25 protein-coding genes and 4 pseudogenes are annotated in these 16,555 nt (G+C 41.9%); 2 read left to right on the forward strand and 27 right to left on the reverse strand.

The window, feature by feature from the left end; all coding sequences use genetic code 11:
• Nucleotides 1-13 precede the first annotated feature (13 nt).
• Nucleotides 14-283, forward strand: coding sequence for a hypothetical protein (locus E4T80_RS11420; protein WP_135058506.1), 270 nt, complete (start codon nucleotides 14-16; stop codon nucleotides 281-283).
• A 39-nt stretch (nucleotides 284-322) separates the two neighbouring features.
• On the opposite strand, the gene E4T80_RS11425 is transcribed toward E4T80_RS11420, so the two are convergent.
• The 26 genes and pseudogenes from E4T80_RS11425 to E4T80_RS11545 all read right to left on the reverse strand — a co-directional run bounded on the left by E4T80_RS11425 (nucleotide 323) and on the right by E4T80_RS11545 (nucleotide 15,255).
• Nucleotides 323-1,156 (reverse strand): hypothetical protein, encoded by an 834-nt coding sequence (locus E4T80_RS11425; protein WP_135058507.1) that lies wholly within the window; start codon nucleotides 1,154-1,156, stop codon nucleotides 323-325.
• Between the two features lie 61 nt (nucleotides 1,157-1,217).
• Entirely contained in the window at nucleotides 1,218-1,331 is a 114-nt protein-coding gene (locus E4T80_RS13350; protein ID WP_135058509.1) for a Com family DNA-binding transcriptional regulator, read from the reverse strand.
• Between the two features lie 142 nt (nucleotides 1,332-1,473).
• Nucleotides 1,474-1,941 (reverse strand): C40 family peptidase, encoded by a 468-nt coding sequence (locus E4T80_RS11435; RefSeq protein WP_135058511.1) that lies wholly within the window; start codon nucleotides 1,939-1,941, stop codon nucleotides 1,474-1,476.
• 57 nt (nucleotides 1,942-1,998) lie between these two features.
• Nucleotides 1,999-2,775, reverse strand: a complete 777-nt coding sequence (locus tag E4T80_RS11440) for a hypothetical protein (RefSeq protein ID WP_135058513.1) — start codon at nucleotides 2,773-2,775, stop codon at nucleotides 1,999-2,001.
• Nucleotides 2,776-3,006, reverse strand: a complete 231-nt coding sequence (locus E4T80_RS11445; protein ID WP_135058515.1) for a hypothetical protein — start codon at nucleotides 3,004-3,006, stop codon at nucleotides 2,776-2,778.
• 127 nt (nucleotides 3,007-3,133) lie between these two features.
• Nucleotides 3,134-3,847, reverse strand: a pseudogene (locus tag E4T80_RS11450) (phage minor tail protein L).
• Nucleotides 3,844-4,176 carry a phage tail protein gene (locus E4T80_RS11455; RefSeq protein ID WP_135058517.1) on the reverse strand — a complete coding sequence of 111 codons (333 nt, stop codon included), beginning with the start codon at nucleotides 4,174-4,176 and terminating at the stop codon, nucleotides 3,844-3,846. The pseudogene E4T80_RS11450 and the gene E4T80_RS11455 overlap by 4 nt, the downstream one beginning before the upstream one ends.
• Nucleotides 4,177-4,184: 8 nt before the next feature.
• Nucleotides 4,185-7,523, reverse strand: coding sequence for a tape measure protein (locus E4T80_RS11460; protein WP_135058519.1), 3,339 nt, complete (start codon nucleotides 7,521-7,523; stop codon nucleotides 4,185-4,187).
• 57 nt (nucleotides 7,524-7,580) lie between these two features.
• A complete protein-coding gene (locus tag E4T80_RS11465; protein ID WP_135058521.1) occupies nucleotides 7,581-7,790 on the reverse strand; it encodes a hypothetical protein in 210 nt (69 codons plus the stop codon).
• 64 nt (nucleotides 7,791-7,854) lie between these two features.
• Complete coding sequence (locus E4T80_RS11470; protein ID WP_135058523.1) at nucleotides 7,855-8,064, reverse strand: hypothetical protein; 210 nt, start codon at nucleotides 8,062-8,064, stop codon at nucleotides 7,855-7,857.
• A 67-nt stretch (nucleotides 8,065-8,131) separates the two neighbouring features.
• On the reverse strand, nucleotides 8,132-8,389 hold the full coding sequence (locus tag E4T80_RS11475) for a hypothetical protein (RefSeq protein ID WP_135058525.1): 258 nt from the start codon (nucleotides 8,387-8,389) through the stop codon (nucleotides 8,132-8,134).
• 76 nt (nucleotides 8,390-8,465) lie between these two features.
• The gene (locus tag E4T80_RS11480) at nucleotides 8,466-8,822 is read right to left on the reverse strand and encodes a DUF2513 domain-containing protein (RefSeq protein WP_135058527.1); all 357 of its coding nucleotides are present in this window, start codon (nucleotides 8,820-8,822) and stop codon (nucleotides 8,466-8,468) included.
• A 113-nt stretch (nucleotides 8,823-8,935) separates the two neighbouring features.
• Nucleotides 8,936-9,064: a hypothetical protein gene (locus E4T80_RS13285; RefSeq protein WP_265588421.1), complete on the reverse strand. Its 129-nt coding sequence runs from the start codon at nucleotides 9,062-9,064 to the stop codon at nucleotides 8,936-8,938.
• Between the two features lie 186 nt (nucleotides 9,065-9,250).
• Nucleotides 9,251-9,613, reverse strand: a pseudogene (locus E4T80_RS11485) (phage antirepressor N-terminal domain-containing protein); the annotation flags it as partial.
• Nucleotides 9,614-9,901: 288 nt separating this feature from the next.
• The gene (locus E4T80_RS11490) at nucleotides 9,902-10,255 is read right to left on the reverse strand and encodes a hypothetical protein (RefSeq protein WP_135058531.1); all 354 of its coding nucleotides are present in this window, start codon (nucleotides 10,253-10,255) and stop codon (nucleotides 9,902-9,904) included.
• Nucleotides 10,256-10,483: 228 nt separating this feature from the next.
• Complete coding sequence (locus E4T80_RS11495; RefSeq protein ID WP_135058533.1) at nucleotides 10,484-10,708, reverse strand: hypothetical protein; 225 nt, start codon at nucleotides 10,706-10,708, stop codon at nucleotides 10,484-10,486.
• A 147-nt stretch (nucleotides 10,709-10,855) separates the two neighbouring features.
• The gene (locus E4T80_RS11500) at nucleotides 10,856-11,374 is read right to left on the reverse strand and encodes a phage antirepressor N-terminal domain-containing protein (RefSeq protein ID WP_135058535.1); all 519 of its coding nucleotides are present in this window, start codon (nucleotides 11,372-11,374) and stop codon (nucleotides 10,856-10,858) included.
• 180 nt (nucleotides 11,375-11,554) lie between these two features.
• Nucleotides 11,555-11,791 (reverse strand): phage tail assembly protein T, encoded by a 237-nt coding sequence (locus E4T80_RS11505; protein ID WP_135058537.1) that lies wholly within the window; start codon nucleotides 11,789-11,791, stop codon nucleotides 11,555-11,557.
• A gap of 44 nt (nucleotides 11,792-11,835) precedes the next feature.
• Entirely contained in the window at nucleotides 11,836-12,237 is a 402-nt protein-coding gene (locus tag E4T80_RS11510) for a hypothetical protein (RefSeq protein ID WP_135058539.1), read from the reverse strand.
• Between the two features lie 71 nt (nucleotides 12,238-12,308).
• The gene (locus E4T80_RS11515; protein ID WP_135058541.1) at nucleotides 12,309-12,956 is read right to left on the reverse strand and encodes a phage tail protein; all 648 of its coding nucleotides are present in this window, start codon (nucleotides 12,954-12,956) and stop codon (nucleotides 12,309-12,311) included.
• Nucleotides 12,956-13,306 carry a DUF3168 domain-containing protein gene (locus tag E4T80_RS11520; RefSeq protein WP_135058543.1) on the reverse strand — a complete coding sequence of 117 codons (351 nt, stop codon included), beginning with the start codon at nucleotides 13,304-13,306 and terminating at the stop codon, nucleotides 12,956-12,958. Before E4T80_RS11520 ends, E4T80_RS11515 begins: the two co-directional genes overlap by 1 nt.
• Nucleotides 13,303-13,785 carry an HK97-gp10 family putative phage morphogenesis protein gene (locus E4T80_RS11525; protein WP_135058545.1) on the reverse strand — a complete coding sequence of 161 codons (483 nt, stop codon included), beginning with the start codon at nucleotides 13,783-13,785 and terminating at the stop codon, nucleotides 13,303-13,305. Before E4T80_RS11525 ends, E4T80_RS11520 begins: the two co-directional genes overlap by 4 nt.
• A pseudogene (locus E4T80_RS13375) lies at nucleotides 13,760-14,101 on the reverse strand (phage head closure protein). The gene E4T80_RS11525 and the pseudogene E4T80_RS13375 overlap by 26 nt, the downstream one beginning before the upstream one ends.
• Nucleotides 14,102-14,416, reverse strand: coding sequence for a head-tail connector protein (locus E4T80_RS11535; RefSeq protein ID WP_135058547.1), 315 nt, complete (start codon nucleotides 14,414-14,416; stop codon nucleotides 14,102-14,104).
• A 42-nt stretch (nucleotides 14,417-14,458) separates the two neighbouring features.
• A complete protein-coding gene (locus E4T80_RS11540) occupies nucleotides 14,459-15,022 on the reverse strand; it encodes a phage major capsid protein (RefSeq protein ID WP_228064820.1) in 564 nt (187 codons plus the stop codon).
• The gene (locus tag E4T80_RS11545; protein WP_407662378.1) at nucleotides 14,992-15,255 is read right to left on the reverse strand and encodes a hypothetical protein; all 264 of its coding nucleotides are present in this window, start codon (nucleotides 15,253-15,255) and stop codon (nucleotides 14,992-14,994) included. The genes E4T80_RS11540 and E4T80_RS11545 overlap by 31 nt, the downstream gene beginning before the upstream one ends.
• 118 nt (nucleotides 15,256-15,373) lie before the next feature.
• Here E4T80_RS11545 and E4T80_RS11550 point away from each other — a divergent pair, with 118 nt between their 5' ends.
• Nucleotides 15,374-15,751, forward strand: coding sequence for a hypothetical protein (locus tag E4T80_RS11550; protein ID WP_135058549.1), 378 nt, complete (start codon nucleotides 15,374-15,376; stop codon nucleotides 15,749-15,751).
• A 424-nt stretch (nucleotides 15,752-16,175) separates the two neighbouring features.
• On the opposite strand, the pseudogene E4T80_RS13165 reads toward E4T80_RS11550, so the two are convergent.
• Nucleotides 16,176-16,421 (reverse strand): annotated as a pseudogene (locus tag E4T80_RS13165) (phage antirepressor N-terminal domain-containing protein); the annotation flags it as partial.
• Nucleotides 16,422-16,555 lie beyond the last annotated feature (134 nt).

Consider the following 16,555-nt stretch of genomic DNA (forward strand, 5'->3'; position numbering starts at 1 on the left):
AGGAAACCATCCAATGACGACTTTCACAATGCGGACAGAACAGGAAATGATGCAGGAATTAGCTCTGATTGCCGTAAAAGAACAAGCTGATTTTATCACCGACGGCACGCAGTACTCTCTACCAAACAGGCGCGGCATCACCTTTGTCTATAATATTGCCTTCTTGGACATTCGATTTATTGACGATAACCGCAAAGACAGTGTCGTTAAATTCACTTCGACACTTGCCCCTTTCGCCCCACCGTTTCACTGTTTACTTTCCGAATTAAACAACGAAGCATAAAGATCTTTTACTTTAAACTTCACTTAAAGGGCATTTTCATTAAAATTTATACACCAAATTATCCTCGTATCTTCCCGCATAACTCACGCTTGTCTGTAATGTGATCCGCTTGTACGAGTCAAAAGCTGCCCAATTCTGCCACTTATCTTGGATCATTGCGTCAATAAACCGGATAAACTCCGATTTGGTTGAACTGAAGAAAATATACGGTGGACGGGTTAAGTGAATCAGCCGTAGGAAATCAATTAAGTCAAAATAGTGTGCCTGCTTATAACTTGCCTGATGTGTGCAGAGATAGGGTGGATCAAGCACAAACAGCGTTTTTGCTTGATGTTGATATTTGGGTAAAAGCTGATGAAACGACTCGCTGACAACTTCCACACTGTCCAAATAGCCGGTGGCTTCGGGATAATCGCTTTTACGCACGCAATGCCAAAAATCCTCATTAAATAATTCATCAAGATTGCTGACTTGTTGCCCGCTAAACAGCAGACAAGCACATAAACAGTGGGCGTCTTTATAGCCGTCAAAGGCGTTGATTGCCTCAATGATTTGCAATTTTTTCGTTTTATCTAACCGCTTGCCTTTCGGCAAATCCGCGACTAAACCGAAAATAATCCGCCGTAAGCGGTTGATGTCAGCGATATATTTCAGCCGTTCGGCGTAACCGTCAAAGTCGTTATAAATTACCCGAGCCAACGTCTTTTTACGCTTTGCCGTATGCGAAAGCAAACCGCTCCCGCCGAACACATCAATAATTGTCCAGCCTTCGCCGTTACCTTCAATATTTTCGTCCAATACTGCCTCAAAATGCTTGAGAAATTGCCGTTTTTGTCCGACAAAGGGTAATGGGGCTTGTTTAAATGTTGCCATAATCGTGTTCTCTATTATGGCGTTCCAGCGTTCAAGACACTCAGACACTCTGATTGATTGGTTAATGAAATGTGTTGAGGGTTTTGCAGCGACCGCATTTGATTTCAATCAAAATCGCTGAACCTTTCGCCAATAACTTGTTACAGCATCGGCATCTAAGTTGAATATGTTGCATTGTTATCGATCCTTTTTATCGGTTCTGATACTATGCTGCCGCCTCGGGACGCTTTCGAGGTATAGCAGCCGTTCAATGCAATGTATCTGCGTTGAGCCGACAAGGGAGTGTGTTCGCTGCACACCCTTGTCGCTATATTTTCCTACGTCATTGACAGCCACCATTCGTCAGGACGCTCAAAATCAGGCAAGTCCGCCCCCGCCAAGAAGTAGAAATCCCGAAATAGGGTGTAGCAATCTTGCCGTCCGTGGATAAATTCCCGCCCGACAAGCGGAGGGATAGTCGGGAAAATTTGCAACTCGCCGTCGCAGACTAACCAAAAATCAAGGCGGCAGTTATCCTGCATTTGTCGGTCGGCGAGAGACAATTTCATTTCACCAAAAGGGTGGGAATGCACTACCGCGATAATCTCGCCTTGACGCTCCGCCCGCACGAAATCGTCAGGGGCAATTTCAAAGTAGTTTTCGGGATCAGTCGCTACATTCTCGCAGGGCAGGAATACCGGCTCGTTGGTCTGATACCTCAAAATGACAAAACCGCAGGCTTCATCAGGCACTGCGGTTTGGCAATAGGTGATAATCTGGTGTTTTAGCGGGTCAGGGATTGGCATTTTTGCTCCGAATAAAAAAGCCTACATGATTAATGTAGGCTAGATTTCTGAAAATTTTTATTTTGTAATATCGTTTTTTTTATCTTCTGTCTTCAAATATTCAAAATCACCAAAATAATTAAAATTAAATAATGATATTGATTCTACTTCGGCTAATCTAATAACATTTCGAAAATATCTTAGATTAACTTCTTCTCTATCTGAATGGTAGGATATATTATGCTTTTCATATACTGAACGATAATTACAATCAAAAGTAATATCTAATTTGTCTTTATCTCTATATCCACTTAAATAGGGGATAATAACAATGTTCTCTAAATCGGCTGAAGAAAACTGGGTACCATCTATAATACCAATATAAACTTTTTTAGATTTTAGAGACACTTTTACAGGTGTTTGAGAGCTCATTGCGGATAAAAGTAGATTAACAATATTATTGGCATTACTCATTTCCTGATAGAGTAAATTCACATTTATTTTTCTTTTCTTTATTTCTTGTTGGCAGATATTCCAAGAACCAAAAGCAATCATAATATGAAAAATATTAATATCATTTGATATGTCTTGTATTAGTAACTCTTCTAATGCAAATTTATTATAGTCCATTCCTAAATAATGAGGTATATTAAGGCAAAAAGACAATATATAGAAAACAAACCAAACTATACTCGCAAATATTGTACCACCAATAACAAATTTGATTCCATGTGAACCTAATAGGACATAAGACTCCCAGCCAGTACTACGTTTTAATTTAAAACGCTCAGGCAGATAATTACTTGAATAATAATATCCAAGGATAAGAACAAGCATAACGAGTAAAATTGCCATTTATTTCTTTTCCATAGAAATTTTTTCTAAAGCTTCCATATGCTTTTTAATATTATCTGCAACTTGTTGATTTTCATAGTTTAGAGAAACATTACCATTTTTGTGAAAAAGTAAAGCCCCATTTTCACTCTCTATAGTATCAGGTACAGATGTAGGGAATAGTCTTACATAAATTCTATCCACTAATTCGTTTGTTTTTCTGACAACAATATTATTTGCGATATGTCCCATCATAACTCCTGAAAAATATCAAAGCTCATCACTAATGATGAGCTTCCTTGCTATGTTGGGTATGTTAAACTACTTTATAGAACTAAACAACAAGAGTAGTGTGATCAAGTTCACAAATTTTGATCTATCAACCCAACTTATTCACCGCAATAAACCCGCCGTAGTTGCGGGTGTTATTACGAAGCTGGCAGCCTCGCAGACAGCCGGAACATTTGTCTTTTTTGGGGTCGGTAGTCGGTTGGTCTTTTTCATCGGCGACTACCGGGCCGTTGTAGCCACACTCCGGTGAGCGATACACCTAGCCGCAGGTTACCAATATCGTGCGGGGGTTAATCACCGCATTGTCCGTTTCGGTCGGTAGCGCAAGGGTAAAGGTGGCGACTTCTGCCGTCAAGGTGGTCAGTTGCTCGATGATATAGTAGCTGACCCGCTCTTGTTGCGGGTCAGCTTCCCGATTGCCGTCTTTGAAATTGACTGCATCAAGAAAACGGGCATAGACCTGCCGCCGCCGAACTACCGCGCCCAATCCTTGATCGAAATTGACCGACAGTGCCGTGATAAAGCCGTCAAAATTGCTGACGGTTAAGGTCGGGCGGTTACTTGGGCCTTGCCCCGATAATTCAAACCCTTCCGCTTTGACTAAAAACGGGGTATAGGTGTTGCCTTGCCAGACTATCGGCTGGTTTAGTTCGTTGTTGCCGGCATAGAAACGGTAGAGTTCACCCCGATCGCCGTTTTTATCCAACACCCCCCGAAAATCGACTTCGTATAGCTCGATTAACGCCGTTTGCTCCAGTTTGGCGAGTTCTAACTGAAATTTTGCGGTGATATTGGCTGTCATAATACCTCCTCAAATTCACAACTAAATTGAATATGGGTTCTGCCGACAGTTTTTGTCCATTTCTGGCAGACCACTTTAATCAGTGAGCTTTGATGGCGCTCCCGAAAATAAAAGGCAGTTACCGCCCCGTGAGTTGCAAAAAAGCGGTCTAAAATGACCGCTTGTTGGGGATTGAGGTTGAATGTCAGCGAATATTTTCGCAATAGGGGATTAAGCCCGTCTGCCCGCCGTTGTTGGTAGCCATCGCCAAACTGATTCACTTTGCGGCGGGGTTCGTTTTCCACCGTAAAACCCGGTTGGGGGCAGAAAGGTAAATGTTGTAATGTCATTTTTACTCCTAATGTAATAAACCACCGACCCGTTTTTCTTTCGCCAGCACCTCCAGCACTTTCGCTTGGATAAGCTGCCCAAGCTGCTTACTTTGTCCGGCTTGTGCTTCCAAATCGGTTTGCGCCTCGCCGCCCCGATCGATATTGACCGTAATGGTAACGGCATTTTGGGTCGCACCTTGCTGACCGCGAAAAGCGCTTTGTATTGCCGGCACTCTCGGCACGGCGACCCCTCCGCCACCGGAAAAGCCCCGTTTGCCGTAGTTAAGGTAATTGAGATAATCCAAGCCGAGTCGGGCTGTGGCTTCTTTGGTGATCACATATTCGCCCCGATGCACAATCCCTGCAGGCGTGTATTTTCCACCGTCTCCGGTATAGCCGCCGGTGGCAAAGCCCATTTGAACGCTTTGTATTGTCGCTACAATATTTGCAGTTGCAGCAGCAACACTTGCCATTGCGGGTAAATTAGCAGGAAACGGGAGTGCTGCTGCATTTGCGATACCTTGTTGGATCTTGATGATACTTTCTGCGATAGCAAAGGCTTTTGATGTAGCAAACATCACCTTATAAATACCGGATTGTTTACCCGCTGCGTTCGCCATTACACCGGCCATTGTGTCGAAAGCACTACTCATCATATTAGCCGATTGGCTGTAATACTCTAGCTCTCGTTGTTGGATCTCATTCTGATATTTTGCCTTAATTTCAGCGCGCCGTTTCTCAAATTCTTCCTCTGTCATTAATTTTTGATCAAGAAATCCTTGAAGTTGAGCCAGCTCTTGTGTTTGCTGATTTAAGATGGCTTGATTTGGGTCATATAAGCCTGCAACCTGATCTCTCACTGATACCGCCGATTTACCCATATCCTGCCCATAAGCCATATTGATTTTATCTCTGGCATTTTGAGCATCCTCATTTGAAATCGTCCCGCGGCGTTGAAGCTGATCGATTTCATATAGGGCTTTTACTTGGGTAAGTTTTGCTTGCTCTTTGTCTAGATAACGGGCCGCAATCTCAAAACGTTCACGGGAAAAGCGTTCGGCAATTTGTTTTCGGGCTTCATCGGCTTCTTGTTGAGAAACCACACCGGTTTTGAGATGCTTTTCTAATTCTTTGAGAGTGCGTTGCTCATTTAAGGTAATAGAGGTAACGGCATCTGCATTCGCCCGTTTTAATTCATCGTAGTAACTTTCCCATTCACCTCTTAATTCCTTTTTCGATTTTGACTGTTTGGGTTTCTTTGGTTTTGCTGCATCTTCTTTCAGCTTAATTTGCTTTTCAATCGTTTGGACTTTCTTATCTTCTTCAAAAAGACCCTCTATTTTTTTGCCCATCTCAAGCATTGTATTAAGCTGATCGGCAGAAAGACTGATTGCCGTGGCTGCCGCTTGAGCAGCTGCGACATCACCATTGGCAATAGCATTAAGTACTTCGGAATATTGGGCTCCTTCAACGCCAAGCACATCATATAATCCGGCTAAAACATAAGAGGCTTTGGCGTGTCCTTTACTTTTTAGGGTCAGAATTTCTAAGCGCTGCTGCATTGTTTGAGATTTTGTATTTAATTTTTCTAATGCCTTTGCCAAATCTAAGGTTTTATTTGCAGCGGTATTTGCTTGATTTGCCGTATCGGTTAGGGTCTCTGGAATACCTGCTAAGATCCATTCAGTATTACCAGCATCGACACCGAGCATTTTAAATTTTTGGCGAACATCATCGAGATTTTTGCCACTGGCGAGCATTGTTCTTGCTAATGCATTTAGCTGATTTTCCAAAACGGAAAAATCAATGTTGGCATTTTCTTTTAATATTGTGATTTTATCGTTGAGTTCTGCGATTTCTTTTTTAGCACTTTCGGGTACTTGTAATCCTGCTAAATGCCAATTATTTCCTAACGCTGTAATATCGGACTGTAACTGCCTGATTTGGACATTATAATTTTCAAGCTCAGTCATTTGTTGAGAAATTTTAAGTGATAAGGCTGCGGCACTTAATCCCTCATAACTTTCTTTTAATCGGTCGTTTGCACCTGCTGTATCTAAGGCTTTTTGACGAGCCAGTTCGGATTGTTGATAAAAATAGAATAATGCGCTGCCGGCAATAGTTGCGGCACCTAGGGGACCTCCTAAAAGAGATAAGATGTTTTTTAGCCCTTTTGTCGCTGTTGCAGCCAAATTATTTGCTGTCGATAAATTTCGTTTAGCGGTTGCTTCAGCATTTGTTAAACTCTCAACTAAAATAGACTGTTTTGCTATTTCTTTTTGTAGTTGAATATGCCCCTGTTTTGTTCTAATTAAGGTCTCATACTGTTGTAGAGTGGCTAGGCGTGTTTGTGCCGCTTGTCTCATTGCAGCTGCTTTAGCATAGATTGCCTCTGCTTCTTGTTTATGAAACAGAATATTTTTAGCGCTATTTAAGCCGATTTTACCGACTTCCAAAGCATATTTGCTGATATGACCAATAGCTAAAGCACCAATAAATAAGCCAGCATATTTCACTGCAGATTCAAGATTTTGTGCTAAAAACTCAATACTATTTGCTAAATTTTGAGTAACTCCCCAAGCCTGATCTGTTTCACCAACAAATTTAGTAAAAGCATTTTGTAAATTCGTGAATGAACCCGAAATAGTTTTTAAGCGATTGTCAAAATCACTATTGACTTGATTTTTTGCTTTCTCCAAGCCAAGAATGACCTTCTCAATACTTAGCTCACCTTTTGCTCCCATCTCTTTGAGCTCAGCAGTAGATACTTCCAACCCTTTAGCAATGGCATCTGTTAATCCGGGGATTTGTTGCATTATTGAATTGAGGTCTTGTCCTTTTAACGAACCTGCTGCAAGAGCTTGTCCAAATTGAGTTAATCCTCGTTGAGCTTCATCAGCACTGGCTCCAGACATTGCTACGGCTTTTGATACAGTTTCAGTCAAAGAAGCTACTTTGCTTTGGCTTAACCCAAGACGATCAGCATTTGAAGCAAAACGGGTATAAACATCGGACGTGGCACTCATTGCTTGATTGGTTCGCTGGGAAATATCAAAAATTGTTGCCATTGCTTGAGATTGTTTAGATTGAGAATCGGTAACTAAAGCAATTTTATTACGTAGCTCGGTATATTTCTCTGCACTATCTAAAGCAGTAGTCCCTATTTGCTTCAAATAACCGGCAGCAGTAGGTGCAACACTAAATAAATTTAATTTACTTAGATTTTTAACAGCTTGTTCGATCTTTAATAATTGGTTTTGAGTCTGCTTAGCAAATTTACGTGCTTCATATTCGGATTTATTTAATCCTTGTATAAACTCAACAGAATTTAGACCAAGTTCAATATTTAATTTACCAAAACTCATATTTTCTCCATAAAAAAAGCCCGCATATAAATGCGAGCTTTGGTTAAAAAATAATGACTATTTTATAGGTGATCTCCAGCCTTTTATGCCACCGTAAATAAATAGGCACATAAGCCAACCGATAAACCACTTAATACCATTATATTCCCATAAATAGAATAAGCTAACAATACCCCTAATAACCATAGAGATAAAAAGGAAGAATGCGAGATATATTTTCAATGAGCCAGCTATAGCCCAACCTAAAAAGTTGAATGTCTCTTTCATATATCTCCTCCTGTCTAAACTCTTGATTTCATAGTTTATTGATTACGCTAGCAATTTATAATATTTATGTTAAAAACTCAAGCGATTTTCTTAAATCATAGAGCTTTCTATTAAGTAACATTCTAGCTTCTTTACAGAATATTCCTTTCTGACAACATAAATTAAAAAGCCACTCATCAATAGGAAATCTCAAAGTAACATCACCTTGATAAAAATATAAAACAACAGATGGAAAAGGTGTATTTTCTAACCACATTTCAATATCTTTATACATTGATTTTCTCCCATAAAAAAAGCTCGCATTCAATATGCGAGCTTTGTTTTGATTTCAAATTATCAGTTTACTTACGCTGGCTTCTACTGCGTAATCTTTGATAGAGTTCTGGGTCTTCTCTTTGAGATTGTCTTGCTGCATTTGTCCATCCTGCGATAACAGTGATAATAATGGCAACAATAAAAATAAACTTAAAAGATAACCCTACGGTATCTGTTAGAAAGCTCAGAACAGCCATTCCTGCAAGGGTGATAATACCGATCATCACAATCAAACAGATAATGCTAAATATCGAATCCGAAAAAAATTTCAAATCATCTTTCATTTTACCCTCCCAATTTCCAATAAGAACATAAGGTTATAAGCGGTCTATTTCAAGCGAAAATTTGTAAATTTTCAAGCTAAGACAGCATTGTTCGGATCAGCGTGCCCGCAACTTGTTTGATGACGTCAAAGGACAAGTTGAGGCTTTTGGTTTGCACGGTTGATTTCACTTTGTTCCATACGCTGTCGTTGCGAATGTTATCCAATAGCTCGTGTCCCTGCCAAGTGAGCGAAAGGGCGGCAAAATCTTCTTGTTCGGCATCTGATACATCTTTCACCTCAATTAAGCCAGCGCTTTGCATCAGTTTGTAATGATAAGCCACTGTCATTGGACCGTAGCCCCGTATCGCACTGCTTTCAAGCCAACTTGTACCGTCGGCTTTTTCTTCCAGTTTGATTAAAATTTTTCGGATTAAATCCCAATTTCTTTTCATCGAATCCTCTTTGGCTGTTTGCTAGACCGCTTGCCTAGACAAGCGGTTTATTTCAGCAGAAATTTGTCAATTATTGCTGCAAGCGGTCGGTTGATATAAAATTTTTGCAAAAATTAGAAACTTGCAATCCGTTTTGGCTTCGGCTCTTCAAGCAGGCTTAACATTCCCTTGACGAACATTATCCGCTCGCTTTTGGCGTGAATGTATTTTTTTGCTTTGTCGAGAGCATTAGCAGCCGGCATATTGAGGTTGTAGAGGTAATAACCGCCCAGCTCGTTATCAATCTACTTGGCAATATTAGGGGCTTGCGTTCTTAACCGTTTGCCCAGTTCATACGCAAGGGAGTGAAACAGATTGACGATGATGTGTAATGCTTCTTCGTCTGCTTCCACCTCCGCAAGCGGTAGGTTTGGTTGCGGATTTTGCAAACGTTCGGCTTTGCCCTTAAACCAGTAATTCGCTAGGGCTTTGTAGCACTCTTTTTTGTACATTATCAGCGTGTCTCGGATTTCAGGTTTTACCCGTTTAACATCAATGCCAAATAGCCAGCCGTTAAGGTAGTCTATCGGGAGGCAGATCATTTCACGATTTTTTCCGTCTTCGGCAACTATGATCGTGATGATCATAGTTGAACTTAATACATCATCACGTTTAATTCTAAGCAGTTGAGGTTCCCAAGCTAAACCGATATTCTCACAAATGGGTTTCATTGCAGTATAGAAAATACCGCCTTTTTCAAAAGTTACTAAAGATTGGTTATGGAATTGGATTGTTGAAAGTTGAGTAGTCATTTTGATACCTATGGTTTTTTAGTTAGTAAAAGATCACTCAATAGGGTGATCGGGCTTCAACTACTGTCCATAGAAACAGCGGAACTTATTTCCACGAGGGTATTGTATTAGGTTCTCTCGACCCGATCATAGATGGTACTATGAAATTTATAATGGCGGTAAATTTCACAGATTTTAGGAATAAAAAAGCCGCTATGCTTACGGGTGCGGATTGCCGCTATGGTTTTAGTAGTGGGATGACTATAAAACAAAACCCTATTGGTTGTCAATAGGGCTTTATAAAATACTTTATTTTGAACAGCTCTGTATATATCCTATGGCTTCATTTATTGATAGAGGAGTATAGTATCCATCATATTTAGATAATAAAATCTGTTTATTTTGAATTGAAAATAAATAATGATTTCTTAATTTACCAGCTTGGACAGCGCCTATAAATATTTCTGTTTTATCAGAAAAATCATTTACGGATATTCTATCTGGTCTAAACTCATCAAGTTTATCTAATAAACAAGATTTTAATTCATCCCTTGATTTATCTGAGCTATATACTTGTTTAGGTAAGTTTCTCATCTCTTGTGGAGAAATACCACAGCTACTAAGTAATACTAAAAATAGTGGCAAAACTAATAGTTTTTTCATTTAAAATCTCCGTAAGAAAACAGGTTGCTATTTTACCTCAATCCTAAAAAATTTCTGTGAGGTAGATCGCACATTGGAAAGGATACCTATTTGGGTTATGGAGAGCCAATAAAAAAGCCTGCTTTGTAAACAGGCTTTTAAAATGTTAATGTTTCGCTAATTTATTTGCCATATATGCCCAACTGAGCATTACGATTGCGAATACGGCTAATCCGAATGTTAATCCCATTATTGTATCTCCTCTTTCATTTTCCTAAATCGACGCCCTGCAAATAAGCCACCGTAAATGCCTAGACCAAGTAATACTGTGTTGAGTAGTTTGATTGCAATAGGGTCTTTGCCGTATAGAATAACAGGAATGGCTAAAATTGCAACTTTGGCAATATCAACAGAGAGTTTTGCCCAATCGTCTAGTGTCTCTTTTTCAAATGGACGCTTTGTTATATTCCACATAAATGATATCCCTCTTTATTTTCTTATTATATGTTAATTCCAATAAATATCAATCTAAGTGGATAGGGGAAATTGTGATAATATAAGTAGTTTCCAAAATGGAAACATCTCAACCGTTCGGAGAAACCGAACAGTTGAAAGTCGCGGTTATAAATTAAAGAACAGTTCCATTTGCTGAATTTGGGCAAACTGTTTGTCCAGTTTCTGCTTTTTTGCCTTGCAGCCTTGTAGATTGCTGCCGCATTGGTGGGCATAATGTTGGTATTCGGCTTTGGCTTTTTCCCATTCCGCCATTTTGTGTTTGACTTCATCTCGGCGGGCGACACCTTCCGTCCAGTATTCCCACAATGCAAGGAAACACTCTTCTTGGTAATTTTCCAAACGTGCCTTTAAATCTGCCCGCACTTTGTTTGGGTTAAGGCTAAACAGCCAGCCGTTGAGTTTTTTGATAGGGATACACAACATCTCGTACTTTTTACCGTCTTTTCCAGTTGTGGTCATATGACCACAACTGAATTTTTCAGATTGTGAGGTTAATTTTCTATGTTGGACTTTCCAGTCTAATCCAATCCCTAATACAATTTCACGCATTGCTACATAAGGCACGCCGTGGTTATCGACTAAAGTAACTTCTTGACCTAAAAAATTGACTTTTAATGCTTGCATACTAACTCCTCTATTCCTACAAAAAGACCCCGTAAGCAGTGGTGAGTAGGAATGGAAACACCATTTTCGAGTGTACTTTTCTAGCTTACAGGGCATAAAAAACCCGATCATCTTTTGGTGATCGGGTTGGAAATAGGGTGATATTTCAACCTTGTTACAGGCTCGGCGGCTGCCGATTGATTAACGTTTGGAGAGGTAATCCGCTACGCCGTCATCGAACTCGTCCGACTCGGTGTCAGCAATCGGGGAATTAAAAAACGGCATAAAATCCGCCAGTTTGGGGATTTCACCTTTCGGATCACGGTTGATCATCGCCAAAATGTGTGCCGTTTGGGCGGCACGGTAGTCCTCCCGCCATAAGCCGAACGGTTGTTCTTGGTAGAAGCGCTGGTATTCGAGAAAATGGCGTTCCGGCATTTGTTCGATTTCGGCGAGGGTTTTACCCAGTGCCAGCGAAAGGGTTAGTTGGAACTTTCGCCGTTCGCTGAGGCTTTTGGGCCGTCCACCGCCTTGTTAAATTCGATGATGATGTGGCTGTCGAGGGCGGCAATCGCATTCAGATCGTCCACGCTGTCGGGGTTGAACAGTAATTCGCCGTGTTCGTCGCATAAGCGGGAGGAGAGGGCTTGCGGTAAGCGGTATTTTGCACCGAAACGATCGAGCTGTTCGTCAAAGCGGTCATCGTCTTCTGCCGGCAGGGCATAGCCCTCTTTTTCGGCTTGCTGAATCAGCCAGTGGCGAAATTCAAAGACCTGTTTATTCATATCGCCCACGGTCATTGCCCGCAGGTAGTAGGTGTCGCCGTTGATGACGAGGGTTTGCAGCGCCGGTTTATTGGCAAGCAGTTTGTCGCGTAAAGTCATTGGAAATCCTTGTAAATTTTGGAAAGAAAACGACCGCTTAAAAGCGGTCGGTTATGGGCGTTTTTTGTCAATTAGACAGGGAGCAGATAATCCCGCCCCGCCGGTTTAATCGAGACCGAGCCTTCGTACTTGCCTTTTACTTCGCCGCTAAAGCCGTTGCCGGATTCAATAAAGCCACGGCCGTAAATTGTGCCTTGGGCTTGGCTGAGTTCGAGCTTGAACGGGAAAGTCTCTTTGTCGTAGAACAAGCTGCGCAGGCGTTTTTGCATTTCAGTGCTTGGGGCGTAGAAGAAGCTCAATTTGAGCGAACCGAACTCCAATTCGCCCGGCTCGGTTTCCGTGCCTTCGGAGCAGACGGTTGTAACATCTTCGGTAGTCAGCGTGTCTTCTGATTTTTCGATATTTTTGATCGCACAGAATTGATTTGACCATTGCACCCGCGCGGCTTTCACTTGGGCGTAGTTGGTTGGCAGGTCTTTGCCTGTCCAATCGACTTCCTCGGCAAATTTGACTTTATCACCTGTAACGGATAACACAGGATAGATACCGTCTAAGCTGCCGGCGCCGCTGATTTCGATCGCGTCCCCTTTTTGATAGCCGCTTTGTGCCACGGTGATTTCTTTCGTATTGAGTGTGATTGCCGTAATGGGCTTTTGGGCTTCACGCCCGGTGCCGATACGGAATTTTGTGCCTTTAAACGGCGTGGTTTTGGTTGCCATTATGATGCCTCCTCATAGGCGATGGTGTAGTGGAAAATACGCCGATGTAATCGGGTATCGCTTTCATAATCGCTCCAATCCGAGACACGTTCTGCAAAAGTGCAGGCGGTTTCGACCGCTTGCATCACGGGTTTACGCAGCCGAAAGATGTCGTCAGGATTGGGGCTGTATAGGTCAATTTGCACCGAAAAATCGTCTAAATCCCCGTCTTCTAAGGCAGAGTTCGGGTTGATATGGGCGAACTGATAGACGATAACGGGAAATGCCCGTTGGGTTTCGGGAATGACTTCATAAAAACAATGCCCTGCCACCACTGGCGACAAGGCATTGAATAGGGTGTGTCGGATCATCGGTTGCCCTCTTTGATAATTTCATCGCGTAACGTGTCGATAATCGCTTGGGCGGCACGTTGTTTGCTTTGTTCAAACGCCGGGCGCATAAAGGGTTTTGGTGCCATTTTACTGGTGCCGAACTCGACAAATCGCCAGTAATACGGATCGTTTGGGTTTGCCCGTCCCGATTGACCGCTTTTGTCTTTGAATTTGCCGATTTGCTTTTTGCTTAACCCTTTTACCCAAATGATCGTCTCGGTTTTACCGTTTCGTTTTATTTTGGTGCGGGAACGAATGGCTTTTTTCAGCGTACCGGCTTTACGGTGGGGGACTTTTTGTTGCAGAACGGGGGCATTGTCCCGTGCTTGCTCCCGTACAATCGCCCCGCCTTGACGCATTGCTTTGACGGCGATCCGATTACTTGCTTTACGCCCCAAATTCCGCATTGCTTTGCCCAGTTGGTTTAAGCCGTCAATCTTGACGGTGATGCTCGCCATAGGTTAGCTCCTTACACTGTAATAACAGGGTACGATTTCGGGATTGATAGTTGATGACCGACACAATCTCAAAGGTTTGACTACCAAATATGACCCGCATTGTGTGGTCAATATCCGGTAGGTAACGTAACCAAATTTGCGTGGTCGCTTCGCTGTGAATTTGCTGTGCCGCAAAAAACTCTCGACTTGAGAGCGGTTGAACCTCCGCTCAAACGTGATGCACATCGTGCCATTCGGCAACGGTCGCTCCATAGTCGTTTGGGCGGGAATGTGGCTTCTGCAGGCGGATACGGTGGCGTAATTTGCCGATTTGCATTTATACCCCTATTCGCCGATACGGTTGGATCAACCGCCATACGCCCAGTTCAATTTCTTTGGTGATCGTCCCGATTTGAACCGCTTCTCGGTGTTCATACCAATGGGCAATCGTCATCAGCATTGCTTGCATTATGGCGGTATTGAAAAGCTGACCTTGCGGGTCGTCTTCCGGCAGGGTTTTAGCATACACACGGCGGTCTAACTGGCTTTCGATGTAGGTGTGTGCCGCCAACACGTAGCTTTCGAGCAGCTCGTCTTCTACATCGTGTTCGATCCGACAATGTTGTTTGATAAGGTCAAGGGAAATCAGCATTGGGTTATCCAAAAGAATGCCCCGATAAATCGGGGCTTAGGGTTATTTTGCCGCTTTCTTCGCCGCCAATGTGCCTTTTACAAAGGATTCCGGGCGGTAAATGGCGAGCGCCAAGCGTTCTTCGCAGAGAATGGTGACTAAGTTTTTCACAAAGTCGTCCTCATTCTCGGTGGACACGGCAATGCCGGATTGCTGGCGATCGAAAAGCTGCGCCCCCAGATTGAATGCACCGGTTAAGAACTCACCGCTTGCCATTGCCTGTGTTTGGACGACCGGCACACCCCATAGGGTCGGTTGGGCAAGACTTTGCGGATTGCCGATGATGTGGCGACCTTGGGCATCTTTTTCCAACTCGATTTTTGCCCAGTCGATCGGATTTAGCACAAAGCCGTTAGACGGGTATTCGGCTAAAATCACCTGCAATAAGGCTAAACGAAGCTGGTCAATAAGGGTGTAGTTGGCAAGCCCTGCCGGATCAGCAAAGGTTTGCGCTTGGGTCATTAAACCGGTGAGGCTACCTGCCGTCCCATCACCACTTAACAGCATACGGTCTTCTTTGAGTTTTAAACCGTAGGTTAAACGCCCGTTGATGTAGCTTTCCAACATTGGTGCATCATCAAGGATTTGGCGCGAGGCTTTGACAAAGTGGGCGAGGGTTCCCGTTCTTCGGCACGCTCACGAGCTTTGCCTTGTTTGCATTTGTCATACATATTGACAAGTGCTGTGATAATCCCGATGGCAAGGCTCAATACCATTAAATTTTGCTGGTCGCCCAACCACGCTAACACACCTGAGAAGCCAGACCACCACATACTTTGATTGCCTGCATCTTTGAACATTGTTTTCATACTCCACCTCGTTTTTGAGGCAATAAAAAAGCCCACGGCCTAGCGTGAGCTTGTGATTTGGTTCTGCTAGAATAAGGTTCCCCAACACATAAACTAGCAGAGGTTTAAAATGAAAATTTTTTCTAATTATCATACTGTAATAGTTATTCATTCAGCATTCATATTAATAATTCTTACACTTCTGAAAAATTATGGTACTAACTTTTTCTTTACTATTGAGATACTCCCTGTTGCTTTTTGGATATTTGTACGAAGTAAAATTAAATTAGAAGATAATTCTATTCATTATATTGTAGCTATTTTATATTTCGGTATAGCTATCACTATAGCAAGCCTGAGTTTTGAAGAGATTAAGATGATTATAAATGATCTTAATTTTGATGCTTATTTTCATAATAAAATACTTCTAAATGTCTTTGGTTGGGTTGGCTTACCATTATGTGTAACTGAACTAATCAAAACAGCACAATTTAAAAAAGATAATTAACAAAAAGCCCCGATTGGCTAAACCAATCAGGGCGTTAAAAACTTTTGCGTATTGCAGTTGCTCAAACTGCAACATAACTAATATGCTATACTTTAAGCCTCAATTTGCCAATATTTGCAGATTAGAAACCAGCAACCTGTTTTTTCTTAGATAATAAAGTTTGCGGTATGACCTTATGGATAAAAGGATCGATAATATGGTTAAACTCGTGAGCAAGATCGTAACCTTTTGCTGCCAAGTCGTTACGCTGATAGCGGGGTAAGCCAAGACTTTTAAATAATTGACGATGGCAAACTTCCACTTCTTTAGCAAAGGCTTTAGCCCTTGTAAGATATTTTGCAATCCATACAGCTTGTTCATATGAAATAACAATATCTAGTTTAGGCTCTTCCGCAAGCGGTAGGTTCGGTCGGGGATTTTGCGAACGTTCAGCTTTACCTTTGAACCAGTAATCCGCTAAGGCTTTGTAACACTCTTTTTTGTACATTATCAGTGTTTCTCGGATTTCGGGTTTTACTCGTTTCACATCAATGCCAAATAGCCAGCCGTTGAGATAGTCGATAGGGAGGCAAAGCATTTGTTGCTCACCACCATTTGTAGGTGTTCTTATGATAAGAACACCTTGGTTTAGCACTTCATCACGTTTAATTCGTTCATATTGAGAGTGCCATGCTTGTCAATGATCTTCCAAAATTGAACCACAAAGATCCTTTAAAAGTGATCCACTTTTATTATTTCTTAATTACGATGTTTAAATCGATAAGATTCATTACCCGTTTCTAAAATATGGCAATGGTGAATTAA

Source organism: Muribacter muris, from assembly GCF_004569585.1.
Classification (GTDB): Bacteria; Pseudomonadota; Gammaproteobacteria; order Enterobacterales; family Pasteurellaceae; genus Muribacter; species Muribacter muris.

What these genes read in the sequence shown, in the direction of transcription:
- E4T80_RS11420 (WP_135058506.1), top strand. Translation starts at nt 14, where the DNA reads ATGACGACTTTCACAATGCGGACAGAACAGGAAATGATGCAGGAATTA.
- E4T80_RS11425 (WP_135058507.1), bottom strand. Translation starts at nt 1,156, where the DNA reads ATGGCAACATTTAAACAAGCCCCATTACCCTTTGTCGGACAAAAACGG.
- E4T80_RS13350 (WP_135058509.1), bottom strand. Translation starts at nt 1,331, where the DNA reads ATGCAACATATTCAACTTAGATGCCGATGCTGTAACAAGTTATTGGCG.
- E4T80_RS11435 (WP_135058511.1), bottom strand. Translation starts at nt 1,941, where the DNA reads ATGCCAATCCCTGACCCGCTAAAACACCAGATTATCACCTATTGCCAA.
- E4T80_RS11440 (WP_135058513.1), bottom strand. Translation starts at nt 2,775, where the DNA reads ATGGCAATTTTACTCGTTATGCTTGTTCTTATCCTTGGATATTATTAT.
- E4T80_RS11445 (WP_135058515.1), bottom strand. Translation starts at nt 3,006, where the DNA reads ATGGGACATATCGCAAATAATATTGTTGTCAGAAAAACAAACGAATTA.
- E4T80_RS11455 (WP_135058517.1), bottom strand. Translation starts at nt 4,176, where the DNA reads ATGACATTACAACATTTACCTTTCTGCCCCCAACCGGGTTTTACGGTG.
- E4T80_RS11460 (WP_135058519.1), bottom strand. Translation starts at nt 7,523, where the DNA reads ATGAGTTTTGGTAAATTAAATATTGAACTTGGTCTAAATTCTGTTGAG.
- E4T80_RS11465 (WP_135058521.1), bottom strand. Translation starts at nt 7,790, where the DNA reads ATGAAAGAGACATTCAACTTTTTAGGTTGGGCTATAGCTGGCTCATTG.
- E4T80_RS11470 (WP_135058523.1), bottom strand. Translation starts at nt 8,064, where the DNA reads ATGTATAAAGATATTGAAATGTGGTTAGAAAATACACCTTTTCCATCT.
- E4T80_RS11475 (WP_135058525.1), bottom strand. Translation starts at nt 8,389, where the DNA reads ATGAAAGATGATTTGAAATTTTTTTCGGATTCGATATTTAGCATTATC.
- E4T80_RS11480 (WP_135058527.1), bottom strand. Translation starts at nt 8,822, where the DNA reads ATGAAAAGAAATTGGGATTTAATCCGAAAAATTTTAATCAAACTGGAA.
- E4T80_RS13285 (WP_265588421.1), bottom strand. Translation starts at nt 9,064, where the DNA reads ATGCCGGCTGCTAATGCTCTCGACAAAGCAAAAAAATACATTCACGCC.
- E4T80_RS11490 (WP_135058531.1), bottom strand. Translation starts at nt 10,255, where the DNA reads ATGAAAAAACTATTAGTTTTGCCACTATTTTTAGTATTACTTAGTAGC.
- E4T80_RS11495 (WP_135058533.1), bottom strand. Translation starts at nt 10,708, where the DNA reads ATGTGGAATATAACAAAGCGTCCATTTGAAAAAGAGACACTAGACGAT.
- E4T80_RS11500 (WP_135058535.1), bottom strand. Translation starts at nt 11,374, where the DNA reads ATGCAAGCATTAAAAGTCAATTTTTTAGGTCAAGAAGTTACTTTAGTC.
- E4T80_RS11505 (WP_135058537.1), bottom strand. Translation starts at nt 11,791, where the DNA reads ATGCCGGAACGCCATTTTCTCGAATACCAGCGCTTCTACCAAGAACAA.
- E4T80_RS11510 (WP_135058539.1), bottom strand. Translation starts at nt 12,237, where the DNA reads ATGACTTTACGCGACAAACTGCTTGCCAATAAACCGGCGCTGCAAACC.
- E4T80_RS11515 (WP_135058541.1), bottom strand. Translation starts at nt 12,956, where the DNA reads ATGGCAACCAAAACCACGCCGTTTAAAGGCACAAAATTCCGTATCGGC.
- E4T80_RS11520 (WP_135058543.1), bottom strand. Translation starts at nt 13,306, where the DNA reads ATGATCCGACACACCCTATTCAATGCCTTGTCGCCAGTGGTGGCAGGG.
- E4T80_RS11525 (WP_135058545.1), bottom strand. Translation starts at nt 13,785, where the DNA reads ATGGCGAGCATCACCGTCAAGATTGACGGCTTAAACCAACTGGGCAAA.
- E4T80_RS11535 (WP_135058547.1), bottom strand. Translation starts at nt 14,416, where the DNA reads ATGCTGATTTCCCTTGACCTTATCAAACAACATTGTCGGATCGAACAC.
- E4T80_RS11540 (WP_228064820.1), bottom strand. Translation starts at nt 15,022, where the DNA reads ATGTTGGAAAGCTACATCAACGGGCGTTTAACCTACGGTTTAAAACTC.
- E4T80_RS11545 (WP_407662378.1), bottom strand. Translation starts at nt 15,255, where the DNA reads ATGTTCAAAGATGCAGGCAATCAAAGTATGTGGTGGTCTGGCTTCTCA.
- E4T80_RS11550 (WP_135058549.1), top strand. Translation starts at nt 15,374, where the DNA reads ATGAAAATTTTTTCTAATTATCATACTGTAATAGTTATTCATTCAGCA.